This is a genomic window from Xanthomonas sp. NCPPB 3218 (assembly GCF_056725185.1).
Window position 1 is genome coordinate 2,456,450 of the sequence record NZ_CM161516.1, and the last position, 24,802, is coordinate 2,481,251.

Sequence of the window (24,802 nt, forward strand, 5' to 3'; positions counted from 1 at the left end):
GCCATCACTTTTCTGTCGGCGCCGACGACGAGTGGGCGGACATCTCGAAGATCACCGCGAGATCGGCGACGGTAGCACACTGGAATGCCTCGATGAGGGAGCACGGCTCGAGCGTCACCTGCAATGCATCTTGGATCTCGGCCATCGCGATCACCATGCCGATGGAGTTCAAGAGGTCGAGCAATACCGTGCTCTTCGTGACGGGGGCGGGCGGGTCGAAAGTGCGGGTGAGAATGTCGATGATGAGTGCTTCGATCGATTCTGTATGGCCCGGCACGTCATGCTCCCCTTGTATCGAAGGACCTCGTCGTGCGGCCGCTGGCTGCCGCGCCATCCGCTTCGATACTAGCCCGCCCGAAGGGGGCGGCACAACCGCATTGCGGCCCGGCGTTCGCCGCATGTATGCTCCCAGTGCATCATCGCCGGCGGTCGGCACCATGAGCATCACGCGCACGGGGGCGCGCGCGGAATGGGGCGGCCGGCGCACATCGATCTCTGCATGTCGCACGACGGCCGCCGTTTCCGGCGGTACACGGGGAACCTTATCCGTGTGTACGGGCTCTGCGCGAATAGGCTTGGCCCGGCATCGTGTCACACTTGATTCTTGACGCCAGGACCAAGGATTGGCGAAATGGATGTAAGCGCGACGCAAGCGGAACACCTTGATCGACTGTTGGCGGATCTGCTGCGAGCGCAGTTGCAAGGCCTCGATCTGTTCGTGGGGGCAACGCTAGACGCCGCGGACATCACGCGATGGAAGCAGGCATGCAACGTTACGTCGGCGCAGTCGCGCTGGATCGATGAATCGCTGCGCCAACTCACGCTCGCAGGACACCTGAAGCGCCTGCCGCAGGGGTGGCGCGTCGAACGCGAATGGTCGCTCGCCGATACCGATCGCGCGTGGGGCGCTTGGGCGACGGTTCGCGACGAACCGCTCGACGCGGGCAGCGCGGCGCAGTTCCAGCTTCTCGACGGCGCCCTGCGCGCCCTGCCGGATCTGCTGGCACAACGCCGGCGGCCCACGGAAGTACTGTTTTCCGGCGCTTCCACGGCACAGGTCTCGGGCGTCTATGCGAGCCATCCGGTCGCCGACCATTTCCATCGCGTGCTGGCCGACAGCGTGGCCGCGTACGTCGGCGAAAGGCGCCGGCTGGATCCGGGCGTCTCGCTGCGCATCCTGGAAATCGGCGCCGGCACAGGCGGTACGACCGGGGCCGTGCTCGATGCGATTGCGGCGCACGGGGAAGCGATCGCTGAATACTGTTTCACTGACATCTCTGCGGCGTTCCTGATCGAGGCCAGGGAACGCTGGTCGGCGTCCCATCCCTTCGTCACCTACCGGATATTCGATGTCGAGAAGCCGCTGCGGGCGGCGAACATCGACGAGGGGCTGTTCGATGTCGTGATCGCGGCGAACGTGCTGCACGCCACGCGAAACGTGCGGCGCACGCTGCGGCATGCCAAAGCCGCCTTGCGTCGGAACGGATGGTTGTTCCTCAATGAGCTGTGCCAGGGCAGCCTTTCGATGCACCTGACCTTCGGCCTGCTCGACGGCTGGTGGCTGTTCGAGGACGATGCGCTCCGCATTCCCGGTTCGCCGCTGCTGACGCCGTCGGCGTGGCAGCAGGCGCTGCGTGCCGAAGGATTTCGCCACGTGCTGTACCCCGCGGCGGACGCGCAGGCGCTAGGACCGCAGATCATTCTTGCGGAAAGCGATGGCGTACTTCGACGGGAAAAGGTTCCCCGGCGAGCGACGCCCTCCGTCGCCCTTGAAGCGGAACAGGTGAAGCGGCCCGTGCCGTCCGAACCGGGTCCGTCCGCAGCGCGAGTGGCCGCCGGCCATGCGCCAAGTGATGACGTGCTTCTCGACAGCCTTCGCGACGTGGTTCGCGAGTGCCTTGCAGAGGCCGTGAAGATCGAGGAGCGGCAGATCGAGGACCAGCGCGATTTTCCCGCCTATGGCGTCGATTCGATCATCGCCATCAGTCTTATCAACAAGATCGGCACACGCTTCGGTGTCACCTTGCCGGCTACGATCGTTTTCGATCACAGCAACGTAAGTGAACTGGGCCGTTACCTCCTGAACAGCCATCGCGATGCGGTGCTGGCCTGGCATGGCGGCGCGATCAGCGAGCCGCAGGCCGTCCCCGTCCCCGTTCCGGCCGCCGTGTCCCGGAACAGGCCATCGGAGACCCCGTTGCCCAGGAAAGCGCCGCCTCGCACCGTGGCGCCCGTCACGGCGACGGCGTCCGTGCCCCATGCGACACCGGGGCATTACCTGCGCGCGCTGGTGAGCCGCCCGGGTACGGTCGACGACCTGCGCGTCGTCGAAGCGCCGATCGCTCCGTTGATGCCCGGCGAGGTGCGCGTGGCGACTCTGGCCCTTTCGCTCAATTTCGGGGACCTGCTCTGCGCAAGGGGCCTGTATCCGACGATGCCGTCGTTTCCGTTCACACCCGGCGTCGAAGCGTCCGGCGTCGTGGTCGAGGTGGCGAGCGACGTCCACGACGTACGCGCAGGCGACGAGGTGGTGGCCATGACCGGGCTCGCCTTTGGCGCGCACGCGACGATGCTGGTCTGCCATGCGTCCCAGCTATGGCGCAAACCACCGGGCCTTAGCCACGAGGAGGCATGTGCATTGCCGGCGGTCGCGATTACGATGATCGACGTCTTCCGGAGAGTGGGGCTTCGGCGCGGGGAGAGCGTGCTGATCCAGACGGCGACGGGCGGCACGGGCCTGGTCGCGGTGCAGCTCGCGCAGCACCTCGGTGCCGAAATCTACGCCACGGCAGGTTCGCAAGCGAAGCTGGATTACCTCGCGGGGCTTGGCGTGCCGCACGCGATCAACTACCTCGAACAGGATTTCGAGGCTGAGATCTCACGGCTCACCGGGTCGCGCGGCGTCGACGTGGTCATTAACACGCTATCCGGCGATGCATTGCAGAAGGGGCTTCGCAGCCTGGCACCGGGCGGCCGCTACGTCGAGATCGCCATGACCGGCTTGAAGTCGGCTAAGTCGATCGACCTCTCCGTGCTGGACAGCAACCAAACTTTCTACAGCGTGGACCTGGGCCGCCTCGGATTGCACGACCCCGAGCGGTTGCGCGGCGACCTCGCCGACCTCGATCGCTGGGTCCGCGAGGGGGTGATCCGTGCCACGGTGAATGAGGTGTTCCCATTCGACCGGCTCGTCGACGCCTATCGCCGGCTGGAGCGACGCGAGAACATCGGCAAGGTGGTGATCGCAGTCGGAGAGGCGCATCGTTTCACGCTGCCTGGCGCACCGGCTTCGGCTGCCACGGCCGTCGACGGCGACACGATCGCCGTCATCGGCATGAGCGGCGCGTTTCCGCGGTCGAGCGATCTCGACGAACTCTGGGATCACCTGGCGAACGGGCGCGACCTGGTCGAGGAGGTGTCGCGCTGGGACCTCGACCGCTACCTGCCGGCGGACGCCGATCCCGCGCAATTCTGCCGACATGGCGGATTCCTCCAGGACATCGATCGCTTCGATGCGCTGTTCTTCAACATCAACGCCGCCGAAGCCACCTACATGGATCCGCAGCAACGGCTGCTGATGACGCACGCATGGCAGGCGCTCGAGCATGCCGGCTACGTGGGGGAGGGCATGGATGGCTCGCGCTGCGGTGTCTACGTGGGCTGTGCACAGGGCGATTACACGGGCCTCTTCGTCGACCGGCCGCCGCCGCAGTCGTTCTGGGGCAACGCCACGTCGGTGATTCCCGCGCGTATCGCCTACTACCTCAATCTCCAGGGGCCGGCGATCGCGGTGGACACCGCGTGCTCGAGTTCGCTCGTCGCGATCCATCTCGCCTGTCAGGGCCTGTGGCGGCGGGAAACCACGATGGCGCTCGCTGGCGGCGTCTTCGTGCAGTCCACCGCCGCATTTTACCTGCAGGCGCGCGGTGCCGGCATGCTTTCGCTAACGGGCGCGTGCCATGCTTTCGACAGCCGCGCGGACGGCTTCGTGCCGGGCGAAGGCGTGGGCGTGGTCGCCCTGAAGCGTCTGGACGACGCGCGGGCCGACGGCGATACCATCCACGGCGTCATCCTCGGCATCGGCATCAACCAGGACGGCAGCACGCAGGGCATCACGGCGCCGAGCATGGTGTCGCAGCAACGCCTCGAAAGGCAGGTGTACGACGACTTCCGTATCGATCCGGCGCGCATCCAGTATGTCGAAGCCCATGGCACCGGCACGCGCCTGGGGGATCCGATCGAGTTCCAGGCGCTCACCGAGGCCTTCCGCAAGGACACCACAAAGCGGGGTTATTGCGCGATCGGCTCGATTAAGACTTCCATCGGCCACACCGCATCGGCAGCGGGCGTTGCCGGCGTGCTGAAGATCCTGCTGGCGTTACGCCACCGCCAGCTTCCGCCTTCGTTGCACTTTCGCGAGGGCAACCCGCACATCGATTTCGAGAACAGCCCGTTCCATGTCAGTACTGTGCTGCGCGAATGGACGGTCGAGCCGGGCGAACGCCGCTGCGCAGCGGTCAGTTCGTTCGGCATCAGCGGCACGAACGCGCATGCGGTGATCGCCGAGGCACCGCCGTCGACGCGCCGTCACGCGGAGCGTCCTGCCTACCTCATCGTGTTGTCAGCGCGGACGAGCGAACAGTTGCGCACACAGGTGGAGCGCCTGCTGACCTATTGCCGCGATGGCGAACATGCCGCCGATATCGGCGACATCAGCTTCACCCTGATGATGGGGCGACGTCACCTTCGGCACCGCATCGCCTGTGTCGCGGCCAGCCGCGAGGAGCTCGTCGGCTCGCTGTCGCGGTGGCTGGAGAGAGGACGCAGCGCCCAGGTCGTGGTCGGTTCCATCCGTCCGAGCGAACTTCGCGAACAGGCGTCGATCCGCCGCCACGGCAACGAGTGCATCCGTGCGAGCAGGGATGGGCCGGCGCGGGAAAGCGTCGTGGAGCACCTGTCCACGGTGGCTGACCTTTTTCTCCAGGGTTACGCCCTCGATTACGCGGACCTTTTCGCCGGAGGCGGCTACGGCCGGGTGCCGTTGCCGACCTATGCCTTTTCCGACGACCGCTACTGGGTGCCGTCGGGTGGTCAGGCGATACCGCCGCCCGCGCAACGTTCGCTTCCCGCGACCAAATCCTCCGCGAGCTACAGCCTGCTCATGGCGCCCACGTGGCGGCCTAGGGCCGCGGGCGACGATGCCGTGGCGGCCGGGCATCGCGTGCTGATGCTGGGCGACGGTGCCGACGCAGGCCTGCAACAGGCCTGCGAGACGGCCCTGCGGTCGCACGACGTACGTTGCGATCGCTGGGTCGGCGACATGACAGACGTGGCCGCCGTGTACGAAGAGGCCGCTTGGTACCTCCTGCGCTACCTCGATGCCGTTCGCGAGGAGCGTCCGTCCCGACCGGTGCTCGTGCAGGTGCTGGCAGGACAGGACGCGGGCGGCTGGCTGGAAGGCCTCCTGCCGCTGATGGCGACGGCGTGCCAAGAGATCCCGAATCTGCGTGTCCAATGGGTCGCGGTGGAGGAAGCTGTCGACGACGGCGAAGCGCTGGTTGCACGCCTTCGGCGGGATGCCGCCAGCGGCGATCTCCACGTGCGCCACCGGCACGGCGTGCGCGAGATACGACAACTCGAGCCGGTCGAGGCCACGCGGGAGGCGATGCTGTGGAAGCCTGGCGGCGTCTATCTCGTGACCGGGGGCCTGGGGGGACTGGGCCAGCTCTTCGCATCGGAGATATTTACGCGCGCGCCCGGCGCGCGTGTCGTTCTCGCCGGCCGGTCCGCATTGGACGAAGTGCATTCGGCCCTGCTTCGCGACTGGGTCGCCGAAGGTCATCAGGTGGACTATGTGGCGGCCGACGTGTCCCGTCGTGAAGACGTGGAAGTCCTGGTCGGGCACATCCTGGATCGCCACGGTGCCCTCGACGGCGTGATCCACGCCGCTGGTGTACTGCGCGACGGGTTCATCGCGACGAAGGGGCGCGACGATCTCGCCGCGGTGATGGCGGCGAAAGCGCACGGCCTCATGCACCTGGACGAGGTGCTCGGCGCGCGCGAGCTGGACGCTTTCCTCGTGTTCTCGTCCACCTCGGCCGCGTTCGGCAACGCCGGGCAGGCCGACTACGCGGCCGCGAACGGATTCGTGGAATGCTTCGCGCGGTGGCGGCAGCGACGCGTGGATCGTGGCGAACGGCACGGCCGTACGTTATCCGTGGGCTGGCCGCTCTGGTCGGAAGGTGGCATGCGCATCTCCGCGGAGCAACGGCAACGCTTGCGCGAGGAGCAAGGCTTGGTACCGCTGGAAACGGCCGATGGCATGGCAACCCTGTATCGCGCATGGGGGCAGAGCGAATCCTGTGTGACCGTGTTGCGCTTGTTGTCAGGGAGCGCGCCCCGCGTCGGCGAACCGCGTTCCGATACCATCCTGTCCGACCTGGATCCGCATCGGATCGCCACGCAAACGCTGCGCGCGTTGACGGCGGTATTTTCCGAGGTGACACAGCAGCCACCGGGGCAGATTGACGCCACCGAACCCTTGGAGAGCTACGGCGTCGACTCGCTGGTCATCACGCAGCTCAATGCGCGGCTCTCCGGCGTGTTCGGCAAGCTTTCCGCGACGCTCTTCTACGAATACGCGTCGCTCGGCGACGTGGCGTCGTTCCTCGTGCGCGATCATTTCGACGCGTGCGCACGCTGGACTGGCGAATCGGCGCCGGTCGCTCCTGCTGTCGAAACCGGACATCAGGCAGTGGAGGCGCCACCGCCGATCGCGCAGGCGCCGTCCGCCTCGCCTGTGCCGCGTACCGCGCCCACCGAACGGGCGATCGCCATCGTCGGCCTGAGCGGACGCTACGCGGGGGCGGCGGACCTGGACGCGTTCTGGGACAACCTGGCCGCCGGCCGCGACAGCATCACCGAAATCCCCGCCGAGCGCTGGTCGCTGGAAGGTTTCCACGAGCCGGACAGGGAGCGAGCGATCGCCACCGGCCGCAGCTACAGCAAGTGGGGCGGCTTCCTCGACGGCTTCGCCGAGTTCGATTCGCTGTTCTTCAACATCTCGCCACGCGAGGCGATGAATCTCGACCCACAGGAGCGGATCTTCCTGCAGGCCTGCTGGACGGCGATGGAGCACGCCGGCTACACGCGCGAGCGCTTCGCCCGCGCCCACGGGCGCCGGGTCGGCGTGTTCGCCGGGATCACCCGGACGGGATTCGAACTCCATGGCCCGGCGCTGTGGGAGCGCGGCGAACCGGTCATGCCGCATACCTCCTTCGGTTCACTGGCCAACCGGGTGTCCTACGCGCTGAACCTGCAGGGCCCGAGCATGCCGGTGGACACGATGTGCTCCTCGTCGCTGACCGCGATCCACGAGGCGTGCGAGCACCTGCTGCGCGACGACTGCGAGATGGCCTTCGCCGGTGGGGTGAACCTGTACCTGCATCCGTCGAATTACTTGCTGATGTCGTGCCATCGCATGCTCTCCTCCAGCGGCCGCTGTCACAGCTTCGGCGCCGATGGCGACGGCTTCGTCCCGGGCGAGGGGGTGGGCGTGGCGCTGCTCAAGCCGCTGGCCCGGGCCGAGGCCGACGGCGACACGATCCATGGGGTGATCCGCGCCACGGCGATCAACCACGACGGCAAGACCAACGGCTACACGGTGCCCAACCCGCTGGCCCAGCGCGACCTGATCGCCACGGCATTGGCCCGGGCCGGGATACCGGCGCGGGCGGTGAGCTACGTGGAGGCGCACGGCACGGGCACGCAGCTGGGCGATCCGATCGAGATCACCGGGCTGACCCAGGCTTTCGCCACGGACGACCGGCAGTTCTGCGCGATCGGTTCGGCCAAGTCGAACATCGGCCACTGCGAGAGCGCGGCGGGGATCGCCGGGCTGACCAAGGTGCTGCTGCAGATGCGTCACGGGCAGCTGGTGCCGAGCCTGCATGCGGCGACGACGAACCCGAACATCGACTTCGCGGCCACGCCGTTCCGGGTGCAGCGCACGCTGGCCGATTGGCCGCGTCCGCGGCTGACGGTGGACGGGCAGGAGCGGGAATACCCACGAGTGGCGGGAATCTCCTCGTTCGGCGCCGGGGGCGCGAACGCGCACGTGATCGTCGAGGAATACGTGGCGGCGGCGGTCGCGCCGACCGCAGTGACGCCATCGCGGCCGGCGGTGGTGCTGCTGTCGGCACGCACCGACCAGGCGCTGCGCGAGCGGGCGGCGCAGCTACTGGCGGCGTGCGATCGCGAGGGTTGGACGGACGCGGACCTGGCCGAGGTGGCGTACACCCTGCAGGTGGGCCGCGAGGCGATGGAACACCGGCTGGGCTTCACCGCCGCCTCGATGGCCGCGCTGCGCGCGACGCTGGAACGTTTTCTGGCCGGCGAGGCCGAATCCCACGCGGACGGCGAGGCGCTGCACCGCGGCCACGTCAAACAGCATCGCGAGGCGCTCTCGCTATTCGCCGAGGAAAAGGATCTTGGCGACGTCGTCGCGACCTGGCTCGAACGCGGCCGCATCGACAAGGTGCTGGAGTGGTGGGCGAAGGGCCTGGCCTTCGACTGGACCCGGCTGCATGGCGATGTCTCGCCACGCATCCGTCCGTTGCCCACCTATCCGTTCGCACGGGAACGGCACTGGCTTCCCGCTGTTGTGCCCGCCGCGGCGACGAATGCGCTATCGGCGGTCGGCGTGCTGCACCCGTTGTTGCACGAAAACGTGTCGGACATGACGGGACTTCGCTTTCGGAGCATATTTTCGGGCGACGAGCCGTTCCTTTCCGATCACCGCGTGGGAACGTCGCGGGTATTGCCGGCCGTGGCCTATCTCGAGGGTATCCGCGAGGCGATCCGGCGCACGGCGGGAGCCTCTGCCGAAGACGCGTTTTCGTGTATTGCCATCCGTGACGTGACGTGGCTGCGGCCGCTCGTGGTCGACGAGCCGACTCAGGTTCATTACGAACTGGCCTGGAACGACCTGGGCGAAGCCAGCTTCGCGGTCTACGCGAGCGTGCGCGACGCCGCGCCTGTATTGCATTCGCACGGCATGGCGACCCTCGTCGAGGGCACGCGCGTGGAGCGGCTCGACCCGCAGCAGTTGCGCGACGCGTGCGATCGCCGTGTGCCGGCCGACGCCTGCTATGCGATGTTCGGCGCCGCCGGCCTGGCCTACGGACCGACGTATCGCACGCTGGAATGGATCGGTACGGGCATCGACGCGGAGGATCCGTTCGTCGTGGCGGCGCTTTCCCTGCCCGACACGCGCGGTGACACGGCGTTCGAACTCGACCCTGGAGTCCTGGACGGCGCGCTGCAGGCGACGACCGGCTTCGCGCTGGACGCGCCGGGCGGACAGGGTGCGCAACTGCCGTTTGCGCTGGATGAGTTGATCGCCTACGGTCCCACACCCGAGCGGGGTTTCGTCCATGTCACCCGCTCCGGTCGAACGGAATACACCGGCGCATCGCGGTTCGATCTGGCCGTCTGCGACGAGGGCGGCGTCGTGCGCGTGGTCCTGCGCGGTTTCATGGCGCGCTCGCTGGACCGCGCGCAGGGCGGTACGGCGCTTACGGTTTCCCGCCACGGCGCGGACGACCAGCGTGCATGGTTGCTCGCGTCCCGCTGGAGCACGGTCGCCCCGCCATCGGCCGATGCCTCGGCCGGCGTTCCCGAGGTACCGGTGGTGATCATTGGCGGCAAGGCCGCCGAACGGGCACGGCTTGCCGACCGCTATCCCGGCGCCCGTGCGCTGTCGCCGGGGCGCGACGACGACGCACCGACAATCGCGAGCATGCTCGCCGATGCGGGTCCGTTCGGACACGTGGTCTGGATCGTGCCGTCTTCCGCTGCCGCATGGCGAGGGGACGAGCTGATCGATGCACAGCGGGACGGTGTGCTCCTGGGTTTTCGCCTTGTCAAGGCACTGATCGCGCTGGGACGTGACGGCGGTGACCTCTCCCTGACCGTGCTGACCCGGCAGGCGCAGGCGGTCGAGCCCGGCGATGCGCTGCATCCGGCGCATGCGAGCGTGCACGGCTTCGTCGGGTCGCTGGCCAAGGAATATCCGGGTTGGTCGATCAGACTTGTCGACCTGCAGGTGGGAGAGGCGTTACCCCTTGACGACATCCTTGCGCTGCCCGCCGACGCGCAGGGCAACGCGTGGGCCTACCGCGACGGGGAATGGTTTCGCCCTGGACTTCTGCGGGTCACAGCCATCGCGACCGACGAGCCGCTGTACCGAGACGGCGGCGTCTACGTCGTGATCGGCGGCGCGGGCGGACTGGGTGAGATATTCAGCGAACACGTAATCGAACGCCACAGTGCGCGGGTGGCATGGATAGGCCGGCGCGCGCTCGACGGCGACATCGAACGGCGTATAGACCGACTCGCGCTGATGGGGCCTCGACCCCTGTACATCCAGGCCGACGCCACCGATCGGGTGGCGCTCGAACGCGCACGTGACGATGTGCTCGAACAGTTCGGACGCATCGACGGCGTGGTGCACGCGGCGCTGGTGTTGCGCGACCGAAGCCTCCTGGGCATGGACGAAGCCGACTTCATCGCGAGCCTCGCCGCGAAGGTCGACGTCAGCGTGCGCGTGGCGCAGGTGTTCGCCGATCTGCCGCTGGACTTCGTCGCGTTCTTCTCCTCGTTCCAGACCTTCAGCAAGTCCGCCGGCCAGAGCAACTACGCGGCGGGCTGCGCGTTCAAGGACGCGTTCGCGCAGGCGTCGGCGCCGATGTGGGCCTGTCCAGTGAAGGTGATGAACTGGGGATATTTCGGCGACATCGGCTCCGTGGCCACGCCGTTCCATCGTGAACGTATGGCGCAGATCGGCGTGGGATCGCTGCAACCGGCCGAAGCCATGGCCGCCCTCGACCGGCTGCTTGCCGGCAGCTTCGATCGCCTCGCCTTCGTCAAGACTACGGCGTGGGGCGTGCTCAACGCATCGATCGGCAACGAGCGAATGAGCGCCTTGCCGGTGCCCCGCGACCTGACGCGGTGGTGCGACGGCACCGGCATCGAGCCGGTGCCGTCCGTGTATGCGGACGCCCTGCCTTCGGCCGCGGATCGTTCGTTGATCCGCCTGGTCGGCGCGCAGTTGCAATCCATGGGCCTGTTCACCATAGAGGCATCGCCTTGGTCGCCCGACGATATCGCCGCGTGGAAACGGCGCGTCGGCCTGCCGGCGGTTTACGACCGCTGGTTCGATCACACTGTGCACCTTCTCGTGGCGCACGGATGGCTGCGGGACGACGGCAGGGAAAACCTGTCGACGGACGATCCCGACGACGTGGCGCCATGGGATGCGTGGGAGGCGGAAAAGCGTGCGCAGGCGGACGGCGCCGGCGCGCACGGCAAGCTGCTGGAAGAGATGCTCCGCGCGCTGCCGTCGATACTCGCCGGCGACATGCGCGCCACCGACGTGCTGTTCCCACGCTCGTCGATGGACGCCGTCGAGGGGATGTACCAGTCCAATCCGCTGTCGGACCATTTCAACGGCGTGCTGGTTGCCCGCCTGACCGATACGGTTGGCCGATGGATGAGGGAGGCGCCCGGCCGCCGCCTGCGCCTGCTCGAAATCGGGGCCGGCACCGGTGGTACAAGCGCGGGCGTGTTCGAGGCACTGCGACCCTGGGCCGGCTCCGTCGACGAGTATGCCTATACCGATGTCTCGCGCGCGTTCCTCAAGCATGCCGAGCAACGGTACGGGTCCGACAATCCTTATCTTCGCTACCTGATCTTCGACGTGGAACGGCCACTCGCGCCCCAATCGGTGGAGGAAGGCGCGTACGACGTGGTGATCGCCACGAACGTGCTGCACGCCACCCGCGACATCCGCGAGACCCTACGCAATGCGAAGGCGGCACTTCGTGGTGGCGGCCTCATCCTCATCAACGAGATCAACTGCTTCAGCCTCGTCGCGCATCTCACGTTCGGGCTCACCGAGGGCTGGTGGCGTTTCACGGACACCGCGCTGCGCCTGCCGGGTTCGCCCGCGCTGCGCGCCGACGCCTGGGCAAGGGTGCTCGAAGCGGAGGGCTTCCAGGCGATCCGTTTTCCGGAGGAGGCGCAACAGGCGCTGGGACAGCAGGTCATCGAGGCCCATAGCGACGGCATCGTTCGCCAGCGTGACGAGCGGGATGCGACCGACGACGTGCCGAAGCCGGTCACGCCCGCGCGCCCGCCGCGATCGGCTCCCGCCGCGCTCGCGCCGACGGGCTCGAGCGACGAGGACCGCATCAGGGGCGTTATCGCCGCGGTCATCGCCGATGCCCTGATGGTGTCCGTGGAACAGGTGCAGTTCGAAGAATCGTTTGCCGACTACGGTCTGGATTCGATACTCGGCGTGCAGGCGGTACAGGTGATCGGCCAACGGCTCGGTATCCAACTGGCGAGCACGAGCCTGTTCGATCACGTCACGGTGAACCGGTTGGCCGCGCACATCGTCTCCGAGCACGGCGTCGCGCTGGCGGCCCAGCCTGGAAGCTCGACCGTCACCGGATCGCCCGCATCCCCGCCCGCGCCGTCACGCCCGGCCGCCGCGTCGGTGTTCCGCGCACCTTCCCGGCAGACGGCGCTGCGGCCCGGCGCGGAAAGTACGCCAACGACCGCCGTCGCCGCGACCCGCGGCGCCATCGCCGTGATCGGCATGAGCGCGCGATATCCGCAGTCGGCGGACGTGGACGCGCTATGGGATCACCTCGCCCGCGGCGACGACCTGCTCGGCACGGCGGTAGGCATGCGGCGCGGCAGGGTGGATGGCATCGACCTGTTCGACGCACCGTTCTTCAACATCTCTGGTATCGAAGCCACCTACATGGATCCGCAGCAGCGGCTCTTTCTCGAAGAGGCCTGGAAGGCCCTGGAGGACGCCGGCTACGTGGGGGCGGCGATCGAGGGGAGCACGTGCGGCGTTTACCTGGGCGGCACCGGCGGCGACTACAGTTCGCTGTTCGGCGGCTACGCCCCGCCGCAGGCCTTCTGGGGCAACACCGCCTCGGTGACGCCGGCACGCATCTCGTATTTTCTCAACCTGCACGGCCCGGCCGTGGCGATCGACACCGCCTGCTCGAGTTCGCTGGTGGCCATGCACATGGGTTGCCAGGCACTGCGTACGGGCGAGGTCGACATCGCCCTGAGCGGTGGCGTGTTCATTCAGACCGGCGAGCGTTTCCAGATGTCGGCGGGCCACGCGGGCATGCTCTCGCCGACCGGCCGCTGTCATACCTTCGACGATCGCGCCGACGGTTTCGTGTCGAGCGAAGGTGTCGCCGTGCTGGTGATGAAACGGCTTGAGGACGCGCTGCGCGACCGCGACCACATCCACGGTGTGGTTCGCGGCAGCGGCATCAACCAAGACGGTGCGACGAACGGGATCACCGCGCCGAGCGCGCTCGCGCAGGAACAGCTCGAGCGCCAGGTGTACGACGCCTTCGGCGTCGACCCGGCACGCATCACAATGGTCGAGGCTCACGGGACGGGCACGAAGCTCGGCGATCCCATCGAATTCCAGGCTCTTACTCGCGCCTTCCGCCACTACACGGACCAGCGCCGCTACTGCGCTATCGGTTCGATCAAGACCAACCTCGGGCATGCCGCCGCGGCGGCGGGCGTGGCGGGTGTGGTGAAGGTACTGCTGTCGCTGAAGCACCGGGCCATCCCGGCGTCGCTGCATTTCGAATCCGGCAACAGCCACATCGATTTCGAAAACAGCCCGTTCTACGTGAACACCTCATATCGCCAGTGGACCGTTCCCGCCGGGCAGCCCCGGCTGGCCACGGTGAGTTCGTTCGGATTCAGCGGCACCAATGCGCACCTGGTGTTCGAGGAGGCGCCCGCGCGCGCGCCGACGGTCGTTCGCCGTCCGGCGTTCCTCGTCGTGCTCTCCGCGCGTACCGCGGAGCAGCTCCGCGCGCAGGCGGTGCGCCTGCGTTCGCACCTGTCTGCGCATGACGACATGCACCTGGGCGACGTGAGCTTCACGCTATTGATGGGACGCAAGCATCTTGCGCATCGCCTGGCCTGCGTCGCGACCGATCGCGAACGATTGCTCGGTCTCCTCGACCGCTGGCTCGCAGGAACCGCCGGCGACGAGGTGCACGCGGGCGAACTGACCGAACAGAGCGTGCGCCAGAGCGCGGCGTTGCGCAGTCATGGGGACGCGTGCGTCGCCGCGTGCGCAGGCGGCCAGGCCGGCGATCACCTCGAAAACCTCGCCGTCGTCGCCGATCTCTATACGCAGGGCTACGCGCTCGATTACGGCTCGCTGTTCGTGCCCGGCGAACAGGGGCGGGTGCCCCTGCCGACGTACCCGTTTGCGCGGCAGCGCTACTGGGTGCAGCCACCACCTTCGGCGGAAGGATCACCCCCGCCCGGTACCCGCCCGGCTTCCACTGGCGAGGAGTCGATCGCGTCCGCCTCGTCGCGAGCCGACGACCCGGTGGGCACGCTCATGCTCATCCCGCGATGGGAGCCGTTGCCGGCGGCTTCCGTGGACGAAGCGTCGACGGTGTCAGGCGACGGATGGATCATCGTGGATGACGACGCCGGTCGTCACGATTCGCTGCGCCTTCGGTATCCCGGCGCTCGCATTCTCGGTGGCATGGACGTGGGCGATGCTTCGCTCGCTCCGCGGCTGGACGCGCTGGGGCCATTCGACCGGCTCGTCTGGCTATTGCCGGAGACGCCGGGCGACGTGTCGCCCGCGTCGCTGATCGAGGCGCAGAACGGCGGCATCCTGCGCGGCCTCGCCCTGATCCGGGCACTGCTCGACCTCGGATATGGTGACCGCACACTCGACCTCACCGCGATAACGCGGCAATGCCAGGCGGTAAGCGATGACGACATCGTGGATGCTACCCATGCGGGGGTCTGGGGTCTTGTCGGCAGCGCGGCGAAGGAATATCCACGGTGGCGGGTGCGCCTCATCGACGTGGAGGACGAGGCCGCGCGGCTGGCCGTCGTTGGCGCGCACGTGGCGCTACCCGCCGACCCCGACGGCAATGGCGTGGCCTGGCGAGACGGCACCTGGTTCCGCGAGGTCTGCCCGCCGTGCGAGTTGCCGCCGCCCGCGGCTCCCGTGTATCGCCGCAGAGGGGTCTATGTGATCGTTGGTGGAGCCGGCGGCATCGGTGAGGCGCTCACGGAACGGCTGATACGTGAGCACGACGCCCGCGTGGTCTGGCTGGGCCGCCGCGCAGCCGACGAGGCGATCGAGGCGAGCCGCGCACGATTGGCGACATGGGGCGAGCCGCCGACCTATCTGTCGGCGGATGCGCGCGATGTCGACGCCCTCCGCGCGGCGCGCGATGCGATCCTCTCGCGCCATGGCGCGATCGACGGCGTGGTGCACGCCACGTTGGTGATGAGCGGAAGCGATCTGGCGGGAATGACGCGAGAGCGTTTCGTCGCCGTCACCTCGGCGAAGATCGACACGGCCGTGCTCACCGCCCATGTCTTCGCCGGTCAAGTGCGCGACTTCCTCGTTTTCTTCTCGTCGATCCAGGCGCTCGAGAAGACGCGTCGGCAGTCCAATTACGCCACGGCGAGCACGTTCGTCGATGCCTACGCGCATCAGTTGCGCGACAGTATGGGCTGCGCAGTGAAGGTCATCGACTGGGGGTATTGGGGAAACACCGGCATCGCGCGCGAGCTGGCCAGCTTCCAGCACTGGCTCGCCGACGCGGGAATGGGCTCGATCGATCCCGCGGAGGGGTTCGACGCATTGGAGCGCCTGCTCGGCAGTGACGCGGCCCGGGTGGCATACCTTAAGACGCATCGTGCGGGGGCGTTGCAGGGGGTGACACTGGTCGCCGACGGCGTACCGCGTTCCGCCACCGCCATGCCGGCGCAGCCACGGATCGTCGATGCACCCGCCGCGACGACGGGCACGCCGTGGTTGCGCGAACACGTGCGCCAGGTCGTGCTGGAGAAGCTTTCCGGATTGCTGCTGATCGAGCTGTCGGATATCCAGCCCCATGCGTCCTTCGCGGAGTACGGCCTGGATTCGTTGCAGGCTGTTGCCACGGTGGACGCCATCAATGCCGCGCTCGGCACGCGTCTCACCAGCACGAGCATGTTCGATTTCAATTCGGTCAACCGGCTGGTCGCGCACATCGTCGACGCGCACGCGCCGGCACTGGTCGGGGTGACGGTCGATGCCGCCCCGGTCGCTACGATGACGTCCGCCAACATGCCGGTGGATACGCCGTCGTGTGGCGACGACGCGCCGGCACCGGCACCGACAACGCCGCCCGCGCTGCCCGCAGCGCTCGCTCCGATCGCGATCGTCGGCCTGAGCGGGCGCTATCCGCGCTCGCCGGACGTAGCGACCCTGTGGACCCACCTGGCCGCCGGCGACGACCTGACCGAGCCGGTCACCCGCTGGGACATGCCGGCGATCCTGGGCGACACCCCGTACTGCCCGCGCGGCGGCTTCCTCGACGGCATCGAATGTTTCGATGCGCAGTTCTTCAGTATCTCCGGTACGGAAGCCACCCACATGGACCCGCAGCAGCGGTTGTTCCTGGAGGAGGCCTGGAAAGCACTGGAGGAAGCCGGCCACGTCGGCGCCTCGATCGCCGGCCAGCGCTGCGGCGTCTACGCCGGCTACAACGGCGGTGACTACCACCTGGTGCCCGCTTCCATGGAAGGCGCCCCACCCCAGGCGATTTGGGGCACAGCCACGTCGCTGGTCTCCGCGCGCATCGCCTATCACCTGGACCTGCAGGGCCCGGCGATCACCGTCGACACCGCCTGTTCCAGCTCGCTGGTGGCCATGCACCTGGCCTGCCAGGCGCTGCGCGCCGGCGAGGTCGACCTGGCCCTGGCCGGCGGCGTCTTCGTCCAGTGCACGCCGTCGTTGTACCTGGGCGGCGAGCGCGCCGGCATGCTCTCGGCCAGCGGCCGCTGCTACACCTTCGACGACCGTGCCGACGGCTTCGTGCCCGGCGAGGGCGTGGGCGTGGTGGTGCTCAAGCGGCTGGACGACGCCCTGGCCGACGGCGACCACCTGCACGGGGTGATCCGCGGCAGCGGGATCAACCAGGACGGCGCGACCAACGGCATCACCGCGCCCAGCGCAGTCTCCCAGGAGCGCCTGGAGCGCGAGGTCTATGAGCGCTTCGGCATCGACGCCGACGGCATCCAACTGGTCGAGGCGCATGGCACCGGGACCAAGCTCGGCGATCCGGTGGAGGTGCATGCGCTGACCCGCGCCTTCCGTCGCGATACTGCACGCGAGAGCTATTGCGCGATCGGTTCGATCAAGTCGAACCTGGGACACACGACCGCTGCGGCGGGTGTGGCGAGCGTGCTCAAGGTACTGCTGTGCCTGCGCCACGCACAGATCGCCCCGTCGCTGCACTACGGCCAGCCCAACCGGCATATCGACCTGGCCGGGAGTCCCTTCCAGGTAGCGACGCGCCTTTGTACCTGGCACGTCGCCCCCGGGCAGACCCGCCGCGCGGCGGTTAGCTCGTTCGGTCTCAGCGGCACCAACGCGCACATGGTGATCGAGCAGGCCCCGGCGTACGCCCGTACCACGGCGCCGCGGCCCGGCTACCTGTGGGTGCTCTCCGCGCGCAGCGAGGCGCAACTCCGCCAGCAGGTCGAACGCCTGCTCGCCCACCTCGATGCCGAACCCGCCATCGACTGCGGTAACGTCGCCTATACGTTGTTGTTGGGACGCCGACATTTCGCATGCCGACTTACCTGCGTCGCCCGTCATCGCGACGAGTTCGTCCAGCGCTTCCGCACGTGGCTGGAGCACGGTCGCGCGCCGCAGGTGCGGACGTCGTCCTGCACGCCGCTCGAGGACGGCGGCCAGGCCGCGTTGAAGGGATACGGCAACCAGTGCCTGCGCGAGCTCGGCGAATCCCTGGCGGCGAACGACTATCTCGACCGCCTGGCCGCGATCGCCGAACTGTTTGGCCAGGGCTATGAGCTGGATTACGCGAGCGGATTCACCTCCCAGCCCCATGGTCGCCTGTCGCTGCCGACATACCCGTTCGCACCGACGCCGTACTGGGTAGAGGCACCGGGTACGCCGCCATTGGCGGCGAAGGCCGAGGAGGCCGAGGAGGCCGAGGAAGCCGAGGCGCCGGAGGCGCTGAGCTTCCAGGAACGCTGGGAGCCGGCGGCGGCACCGACGGCCACGGCGACGCCGCGACGGCTGCTGGTGATCGGCACGGACGCGGCGGTGGCGACGGCAGCGGCCACGGCGCTGGGCGCGGCACAGGCGGACGCGCGGATCGAGGCGGTGGCCGGCGAGGCCGTGGCCGCGGCGATCGAGACCGCGGTGCCCTGGGAGGGCATCGTCTACGCCGGGGCCTGGGCCGGGCCGGCGGATGCGGCGCAGGGGACGGCCATGTACGCGGCGGTGCAGGCGCTGGCGGCCAGCGGTGTCGCGCCGGGCCACCTGGTGCTGTGCGGGGCCTATGCAGACGGTCCCTCGCGGGCGCACGCGGAGTCGTGGATCGGGCTGGAACGGTCGCTGGGCGTGCTGGTGCCCGACTGGACGGTGACGGTGCTGGTCGGCGAGGGCACGGCGGCGGCGTCCGCCTCCGACTGGGCGGCGCGGGTATGGACCGAGCTGGCCGGTGGGGACGGCGGGGCGGTGCATCGCGCCGGCGCGGTGCGCGAGTGCTTGCGGATGGTGGCCCATGCGCTGTCGGCCCCGGTACCGACGTTACGTCAGGGCGGGGTGTACTGGATCACTGGCGGCGCGGGCGGACTGGGCCTGCACGTGGCGCGCCGCCTGCGCGAGCGCTACGCGGCGAAGCTGGTGCTCAGCGGCCGACGTGCGCTGGACGAGGCGACGCGGGCGACGCTGGTGGCGGCGCTGGGCCAGACCGACTGGCTCTACGTGGCCGCGGATGTGAGCGACGCGTCGGCGATGGGCGCCGGGGTGGCCGAGGCGGTGGCGCGATGGGGCGCGATCGAGGGAGTGGTGCACGCGGCCGGGGTGCTGGATCCGGCGCCGTTGACAGCGAAGACGGCCTCGGCGCTGGCCGGGGTGCTGGCCGCGAAGGTGGACGGCAGCGCGGTCCTGGACACGGTGATGGCCGGGCAGCCGCTGGCGTTTGTGTGCTATTTCAGTTCCAGCGCGGCGGTGTTGGGGGACTTCGGCGGTGGCGACTACGCGATGGGCAACCGCTTCCAGATGGCCTGGGCGCAGTGGGTGGAGGCGCCGGGCGCGGCGCGGCGGGTAGCGATCAACTGGCCGTTGTGGGCCGAGGGCGGGATGCGCGCGGGCGCGGCCGAGCACACGCGGCTGTACCTGCGCAGCAGCGGCCAGGTGGCGTTGCCGGTGGCGGCGGGGCTGGCGTTCTTCGAGCAGGCGCTGGGCCAGCCATCGGGGGCGTACCTGCTGATGCACGGCCAGCGGGCGCGGATCGAGGCGATCCTGCGCGGGCGCGGGGCCGGCAGCAGGGCCGCAGCTCCGCCGACGGGGGGTGCGGCGTCGGCCGCGTCGGCACGGCGGCCGGAGTTGCGCGGGCTGACGGTGGAAGGGTGCCTGCACTGGGAGCTCAAGCAACAGGTCAGCGAGTTGCTGAAGCTGCCGCGCGCGCAGATCCGGGTGCAGGACAACCTGGCCGATTTCGGTTTCGATTCGATCAGCCTGGCGCAATGGGCAAGGCAACTATCGGCGCACTACGGGGTGACGCTGACCCCGGCGCTGTTCTTCAGCCACGCCACGCTGGAGCAGGTGGGCGGTTATCTGTGGCGCGAGCACCGCGCGGCGGTGGAAGCACGCTACGCGACGGTCGAGGCCGTTGAGCCGATTGAGACGGACACGGTGGCGACCGCGTCCATGGTCCCGGCGTCCCCGGCATCGGCGTCGGCCGAGACGGCCGAGCTGGCGCCGGCGGCGATCGCGATCGTGGGCCTGAGCGGGCGTTTTCCGCAGGCGCGCGACGTGGCGGCGATGTGGCGGGTGCTGGCCGAGGGCCGCGAGGTGGTGGAAGAGATCGCACTGGAGCGCTTCGACTGGCGGGAAGGCTTCGCCCAGGGGCTGCTAGCGAGCAAGTGGCTGGGGGCGATGCCGGGGGTGGAGGAGTTCGACCCGGCGTTCTTCGAGATCTCCCCGCGCGAGGCGCAGGGCATGGACCCACGCCAGCGGCTGCTGCTGCAGGAGGCGTGGAACGCGCTGGAGGACGCCGGCCACGGCCCGTTGCAATTGGCCACGCGCTCGGTGGGGACGTTCGTGGGGGTAGAGCAGGGCGAGTACCAGTCGCTGGTCGGCGCGCAGGGCACGCTGACCGGCACGCACGACGCGGTCCTGGCGGCGCGGCTGGCCTACGTACTGAACCTGCAAGGCCCGTCGATGGCGCTGAACACCTCGTGCTCGTCGGGTCTGGTGGCGTTGCACCAGGCGTGCCTGAGCCTGCGCGCGGGGGAATGCGACACGGCGATCGCGGCGGCGGCAAGCCTGTCGCTGACCGCGCAGGCCTACGTGGGGATGAGCCAGGCGGGGATGCTCTCGCCGGACGGGCGCTGCTACGCGTTCGACCAGCGGGCCAACGGGATGGTGCCGGGGGAGGCGGTGGTGGCGGTGGTGCTGCGCCGGCTGGAGCGGGCGCGGGCCGATGGCGACCCGGTGTACGCGGTGATCCGGGCCAGCGGGACCAACTACGACGGCAAGACCAACGGGATCACCGCGCCCAACGGGGCGCGACAGGCGCAGCTGATCGCGCAGGTGTATCGGCAGGCCGGGGTGGTGGCGGCGGACATCGACTACGTGGTCACCCACGGCACCGGCACGCGGCTGGGCGACCCGGTAGAGATCGAAGCGCTGCGCGCGGTGTTCGGTGGGCGGCCGGCGGACCGCTCGCCCTGCGCGCTGACCTCGACCAAGGGCAACTTCGGGCACAGCTTCGCGGCCTCGGGGCTGGTCAGTCTGGTCGGCGCGGTGATGGCGCTGCGCCATGAGCAGATTCCGGCCAGTGTGAACGCCGAGCAGCCCAGCGACTACGTGGCCTGGCAGGACAGCGGGCTGGCGGTGAACACGTCGCCGCGGCCATGGCCGGCGGTGCCGGGACGGCCGCGGCGGGTGGGGGTGAGCGCGTTCGGGATGAGCGGCACCAACGCGCACGTGCTGCTGGAGGACGCCGTCCTGGCCGATCCGCCGGTGTGGGCGCGGCGCAGCGTGCCGCTGCTGCTGTCCGCGCGCAGCGCCGCGGCGCTGCGGCGGCGTTGCACGGCGCTGCGGGACACGCTGGCCGCGGGCGACTGGGACGCAGCGGCGCTGACCGCGATGAGCCACACACTGGCCTGCGGCCGGCATCACTTCGAACACCGCTGCGCGGTGGCGGTGGACGACCGCGAACACGCCCTGGACCGGCTGGACCGCCTGGCTGGCGGCGAGCGGCTGGCCGACGTCTTCCGCGGCGAGGCGCCGCGCGAGTTCGTCGGCCAGCCGGCCCAGCAACGTCACGCGCTGGCGCTGTTCGAGCGCCTCGAGACCGACCTGCCAGCCGCCGACGAGCGCGAGATCCTGCACGCCCTGGCCGACCTGCATTGCCAGGGCTACACGCTGCCCTGGGCGCGCCTGTTCGGCACGCCGCCACCGCGCCACATCCCCTTGCCGGGCTATCCCTTCGAGCGCGAACGGCACTGGGTCGGCATGGTGCATGACGATGCCGCGCGACAGGTGCCTTGCGCGCCCGATCCCACGGAATGCGTTCTCGTCAAGCGGTGGGAGCCGGCCCCCCTGATGTCCGAACCGTCGACGGCGCCCGATCCACGTCGCGTGCTGGTGATTGCCGGGGCAGAGACCGTGAGACTTGCCGAAGCGCTCTTGGCGCGCTGGCCGGACTCGCGCATCGTACGGTTGGACGAACCCGCAGGGCATGCCGATCTCAACTGGGCGGCGTATGACGGCTGGATCGACGTCGCCGGCAGAGGGGGCGCTTGGCCCGAAGCGGACCTCGCGCCACTCCAGGCCTGGTTGCGCGCACGCGCGTCCAAAGGCGGGCGGGCACTCTGCGTCACGGCGAATGTGGAGGGCCGCGCCGCGCTGTATCGGTTGTTGAAGGGCGAATATGCACGTATCCAGGTGCGCCACGTGCGGATGGACACTTCCGACCCGGGCGCATGGCTGGAACCCTGCCTGAGCGAATTCGCCGACTACGGCGAGGATGGCGAAGTGCGGTACGTCCACGGCGAGCGCCATCGCGGCCGACTGGTCGAGATGCCTTCCACGTCGCCGGCCACGGCAGCGATCGCATGGCCCGAGGACGGCGTGCTGTGGATCACGGGCGGAACCCGTGGCCTCGGGTATGCCTGCGCGCGCCACTTCGTCGCCGATCACGGCGTAAGGCGCGTCGTGCTCACCGGTCGCCAGTCGCTTCCGGACCGTTCTACCTGGGATGCGCATGCCGATGCGCCGGGATCGGTGGGTGACAAGGTGCGCGCCGTGCTGATGCTCGAGTCGCTTGGCGCGCAGGTGCGCGTGTCGGCCGTCGACCTTTGTGACGGCGACGCCCTGGCCCGGGAAATGCGGAGCGTGCGCGAAGGCATGGGACCGATCCACGGCGTGCTGCATTGCGCGGGAGCGACCGACCCGGGCACACCCGCGTTCATGCGCAAGCCGCCGGAAGCCGTGCGGGCGGTGCTGGCACCGAAAATCGGCGGCCTCGATGCGTTGCTGGCATGCCTGCGCGCGACGCCGCCGGCGTTCTGCGTGCTGTTCTCCTCGATCAGCGCGCTCGCCCCGGCGCTGGCGGCGGGGCAGTTGGATTACGCGATGGCGAACGCGTACATGGACGCGGTGGCGGAGGATGGCGAGGTGGCAGGGGTGCCGTTGCTGAGCGTGCAGTGGGGCAGTTGGAAGGAAAGCGGGATGGGCGAAGTGCGCAGCCGCGCTTACGGCGAGCTGGGCCTGCTCAGTCACGACGATGCACAGGGGCTGGCGATGCTTGATCGCCTGATCGCGGCGGACGTGCGTGGCGTCGTCGCGCCGTTGCGGGTGAACGGCCACCGTTTCGATGCCGATGCGCTGCTGCGCCCGATGTCCAGGCCGGCGCCGTCGTCGCGTGTCGTGGCGCCGCAGCCGCTTCGCGCTTCCCGAGGCGACGATCGCCAGGCCCTCCACCAATGGCTCCGCGGGTTGTTCGCGGAAGCCTTGCAGATGGAGGTCGACGCCCTCGACGCAAGCGTACCGCTGACCGATTACGGGGTGGATTCGGTGTTGCTGATGCAGGCGATGGCGACGATAGGCAGTCGGGTCGGCGCAAGGCTGGATCCGTCGCTGCTGTTCGAGCACACGACGATCGAAGCGTTCGCGGGGTGGCTGGTGTCGCATCACGGGGCGGCGCTGTCGGCGACGTCGGTCGAGGTGCAGGTGCAGGTGCCAGTCGAGGTGCCGGCCGTGGCCTCGGTCGAGCCGTCGGCCGATCGGTCGGCCGATCGGTCGGCGCTGCTGGCGGTGGTGGGGATGGCGTGCCGATTCGCCGGCGCGGAGGATCTGGACGGTTACTGGCGGTTGCTGCGGGAGGGTCGCAGCGCGATCGCGCCGGTGCCGAGCTCGCGCTGGTCGCAGGCGCGGGAGGACGATTGGGCGGGGCTGCTGGGGGACGTGGAGCATTTCGACCCGGAGTATTTCCACCTGTCGCTGGCGGATGCGCGGGCGATGGACCGGCAGGGGCTGATGGTGCTGGAGGAGAGCGTGAAGGCGTGGCACCACGCCGGCTACGAGGCGGCGCAGTTGAAGGGCACGGCGACGGGGGTGTACCTGGGGGCGCGGGGGCAGGTGCAGGCGGACGCGGCGCGGTTGGCGGAGGCGCCGAACCCGATCCTGGCGACGGGACAGAACTACCTGGCGTCGAACGTGTCGCGGTTTTTCGACCTGCGCGGTCCGAGCCTGGTGGTGGATACGGCGTGCTCGTCGGCGCTGGTGGCGTTGCAGATGGCGTCGCAGGCGTTGCACGCAGGCGAGATCACCGCGGCGCTGGTGGGCGGGGTGAGCCTGCTGGGCGGGCCTGAGGCCCTGCGGATGTTCGAGCGGCGGGGGATTCTGCAGCGCGGCCATTTCCACCTGTTCGACCGCCGCGCGCAGGGGGCGATCCTGGGCGAAGGGGTGGGGATGGTGGTGGTGAAGACGCAGGCGCAGGCGCGGGCGGACGGTGACCGGATCTACGGGCTGATCCGCGCGGTGGCGGTGAACAACGACGGACGCACGGCGGGTCCGACGGCGCCGAACGTGCAGGCGCAGAAGGCGGTGATGCGCCATGCACTGGAGCGCTCGGGCCTGTCGGCGGGGCAGGTGAGCCACGTGGAGGTGAACGGCTCGGGATCGGAGGTGACGGACCTGCTGGAGCTGCGGGCGATCGAGTCGGTGTACCGTCCGGAGGGCGAGGGGTGGTGTGAGCTGGGATCAATGAAGCCGAACATCGGGCACCCGTTGTGCGCGGAGGGGATAGCCAGCCTGATCAAGGTGGTGTTGATGTTGCATCACGGCGAACGGGTGCCGTTCCTGTCGGCGCAGGAGGCGATGGAGCACTACGACTTCGCCCAATCGCCGTTCCGTTTCACGCGTCAGGCGCGGGCGTGGGACGACGCACCGCGCGTGGCGGCGATCAACGCGTTCGCCGACGGCGGCACGAACGCGCACGTGCTGGTGGAGGTCGCGCCGGCAGAGGACGACACTGCGCGCATGCCGCTGGATCCGCCGGTGTTCCGCAGGATCGACCTGGCGGACGGCGATGCGCGAACACCGGCGGCGGAGGCGACGGATCCGGAGGACGCCGCGGCAGACGTAGTGGAAGGAGCATGGGAATGACGTACCGCA

General features: G+C 69.1%; 2 protein-coding genes. One reads left to right on the plus strand and one right to left on the minus strand.

Translation table 11 applies throughout. The annotated features are described in order from the left end of the window. Window positions 1-4 precede the first annotated feature (4 nt). Entirely contained in the window at window positions 5-703 is a 699-nt protein-coding gene (locus AC1PLS_RS10730; protein WP_481104463.1) for an acyl carrier protein, read from the minus strand. On the opposite strand from AC1PLS_RS10730, the gene AC1PLS_RS10735 reads away from it, so the two are divergent. Continuing rightward, window positions 674-24,793, plus strand: coding sequence for an SDR family NAD(P)-dependent oxidoreductase (locus AC1PLS_RS10735; RefSeq protein WP_481104464.1), 24,120 nt, complete (start codon window positions 674-676; stop codon window positions 24,791-24,793). The two genes, AC1PLS_RS10730 and AC1PLS_RS10735, sit on opposite strands and share 30 nt — an antisense overlap. The last annotated feature ends 9 nt before the right edge of the window (window positions 24,794-24,802 follow it).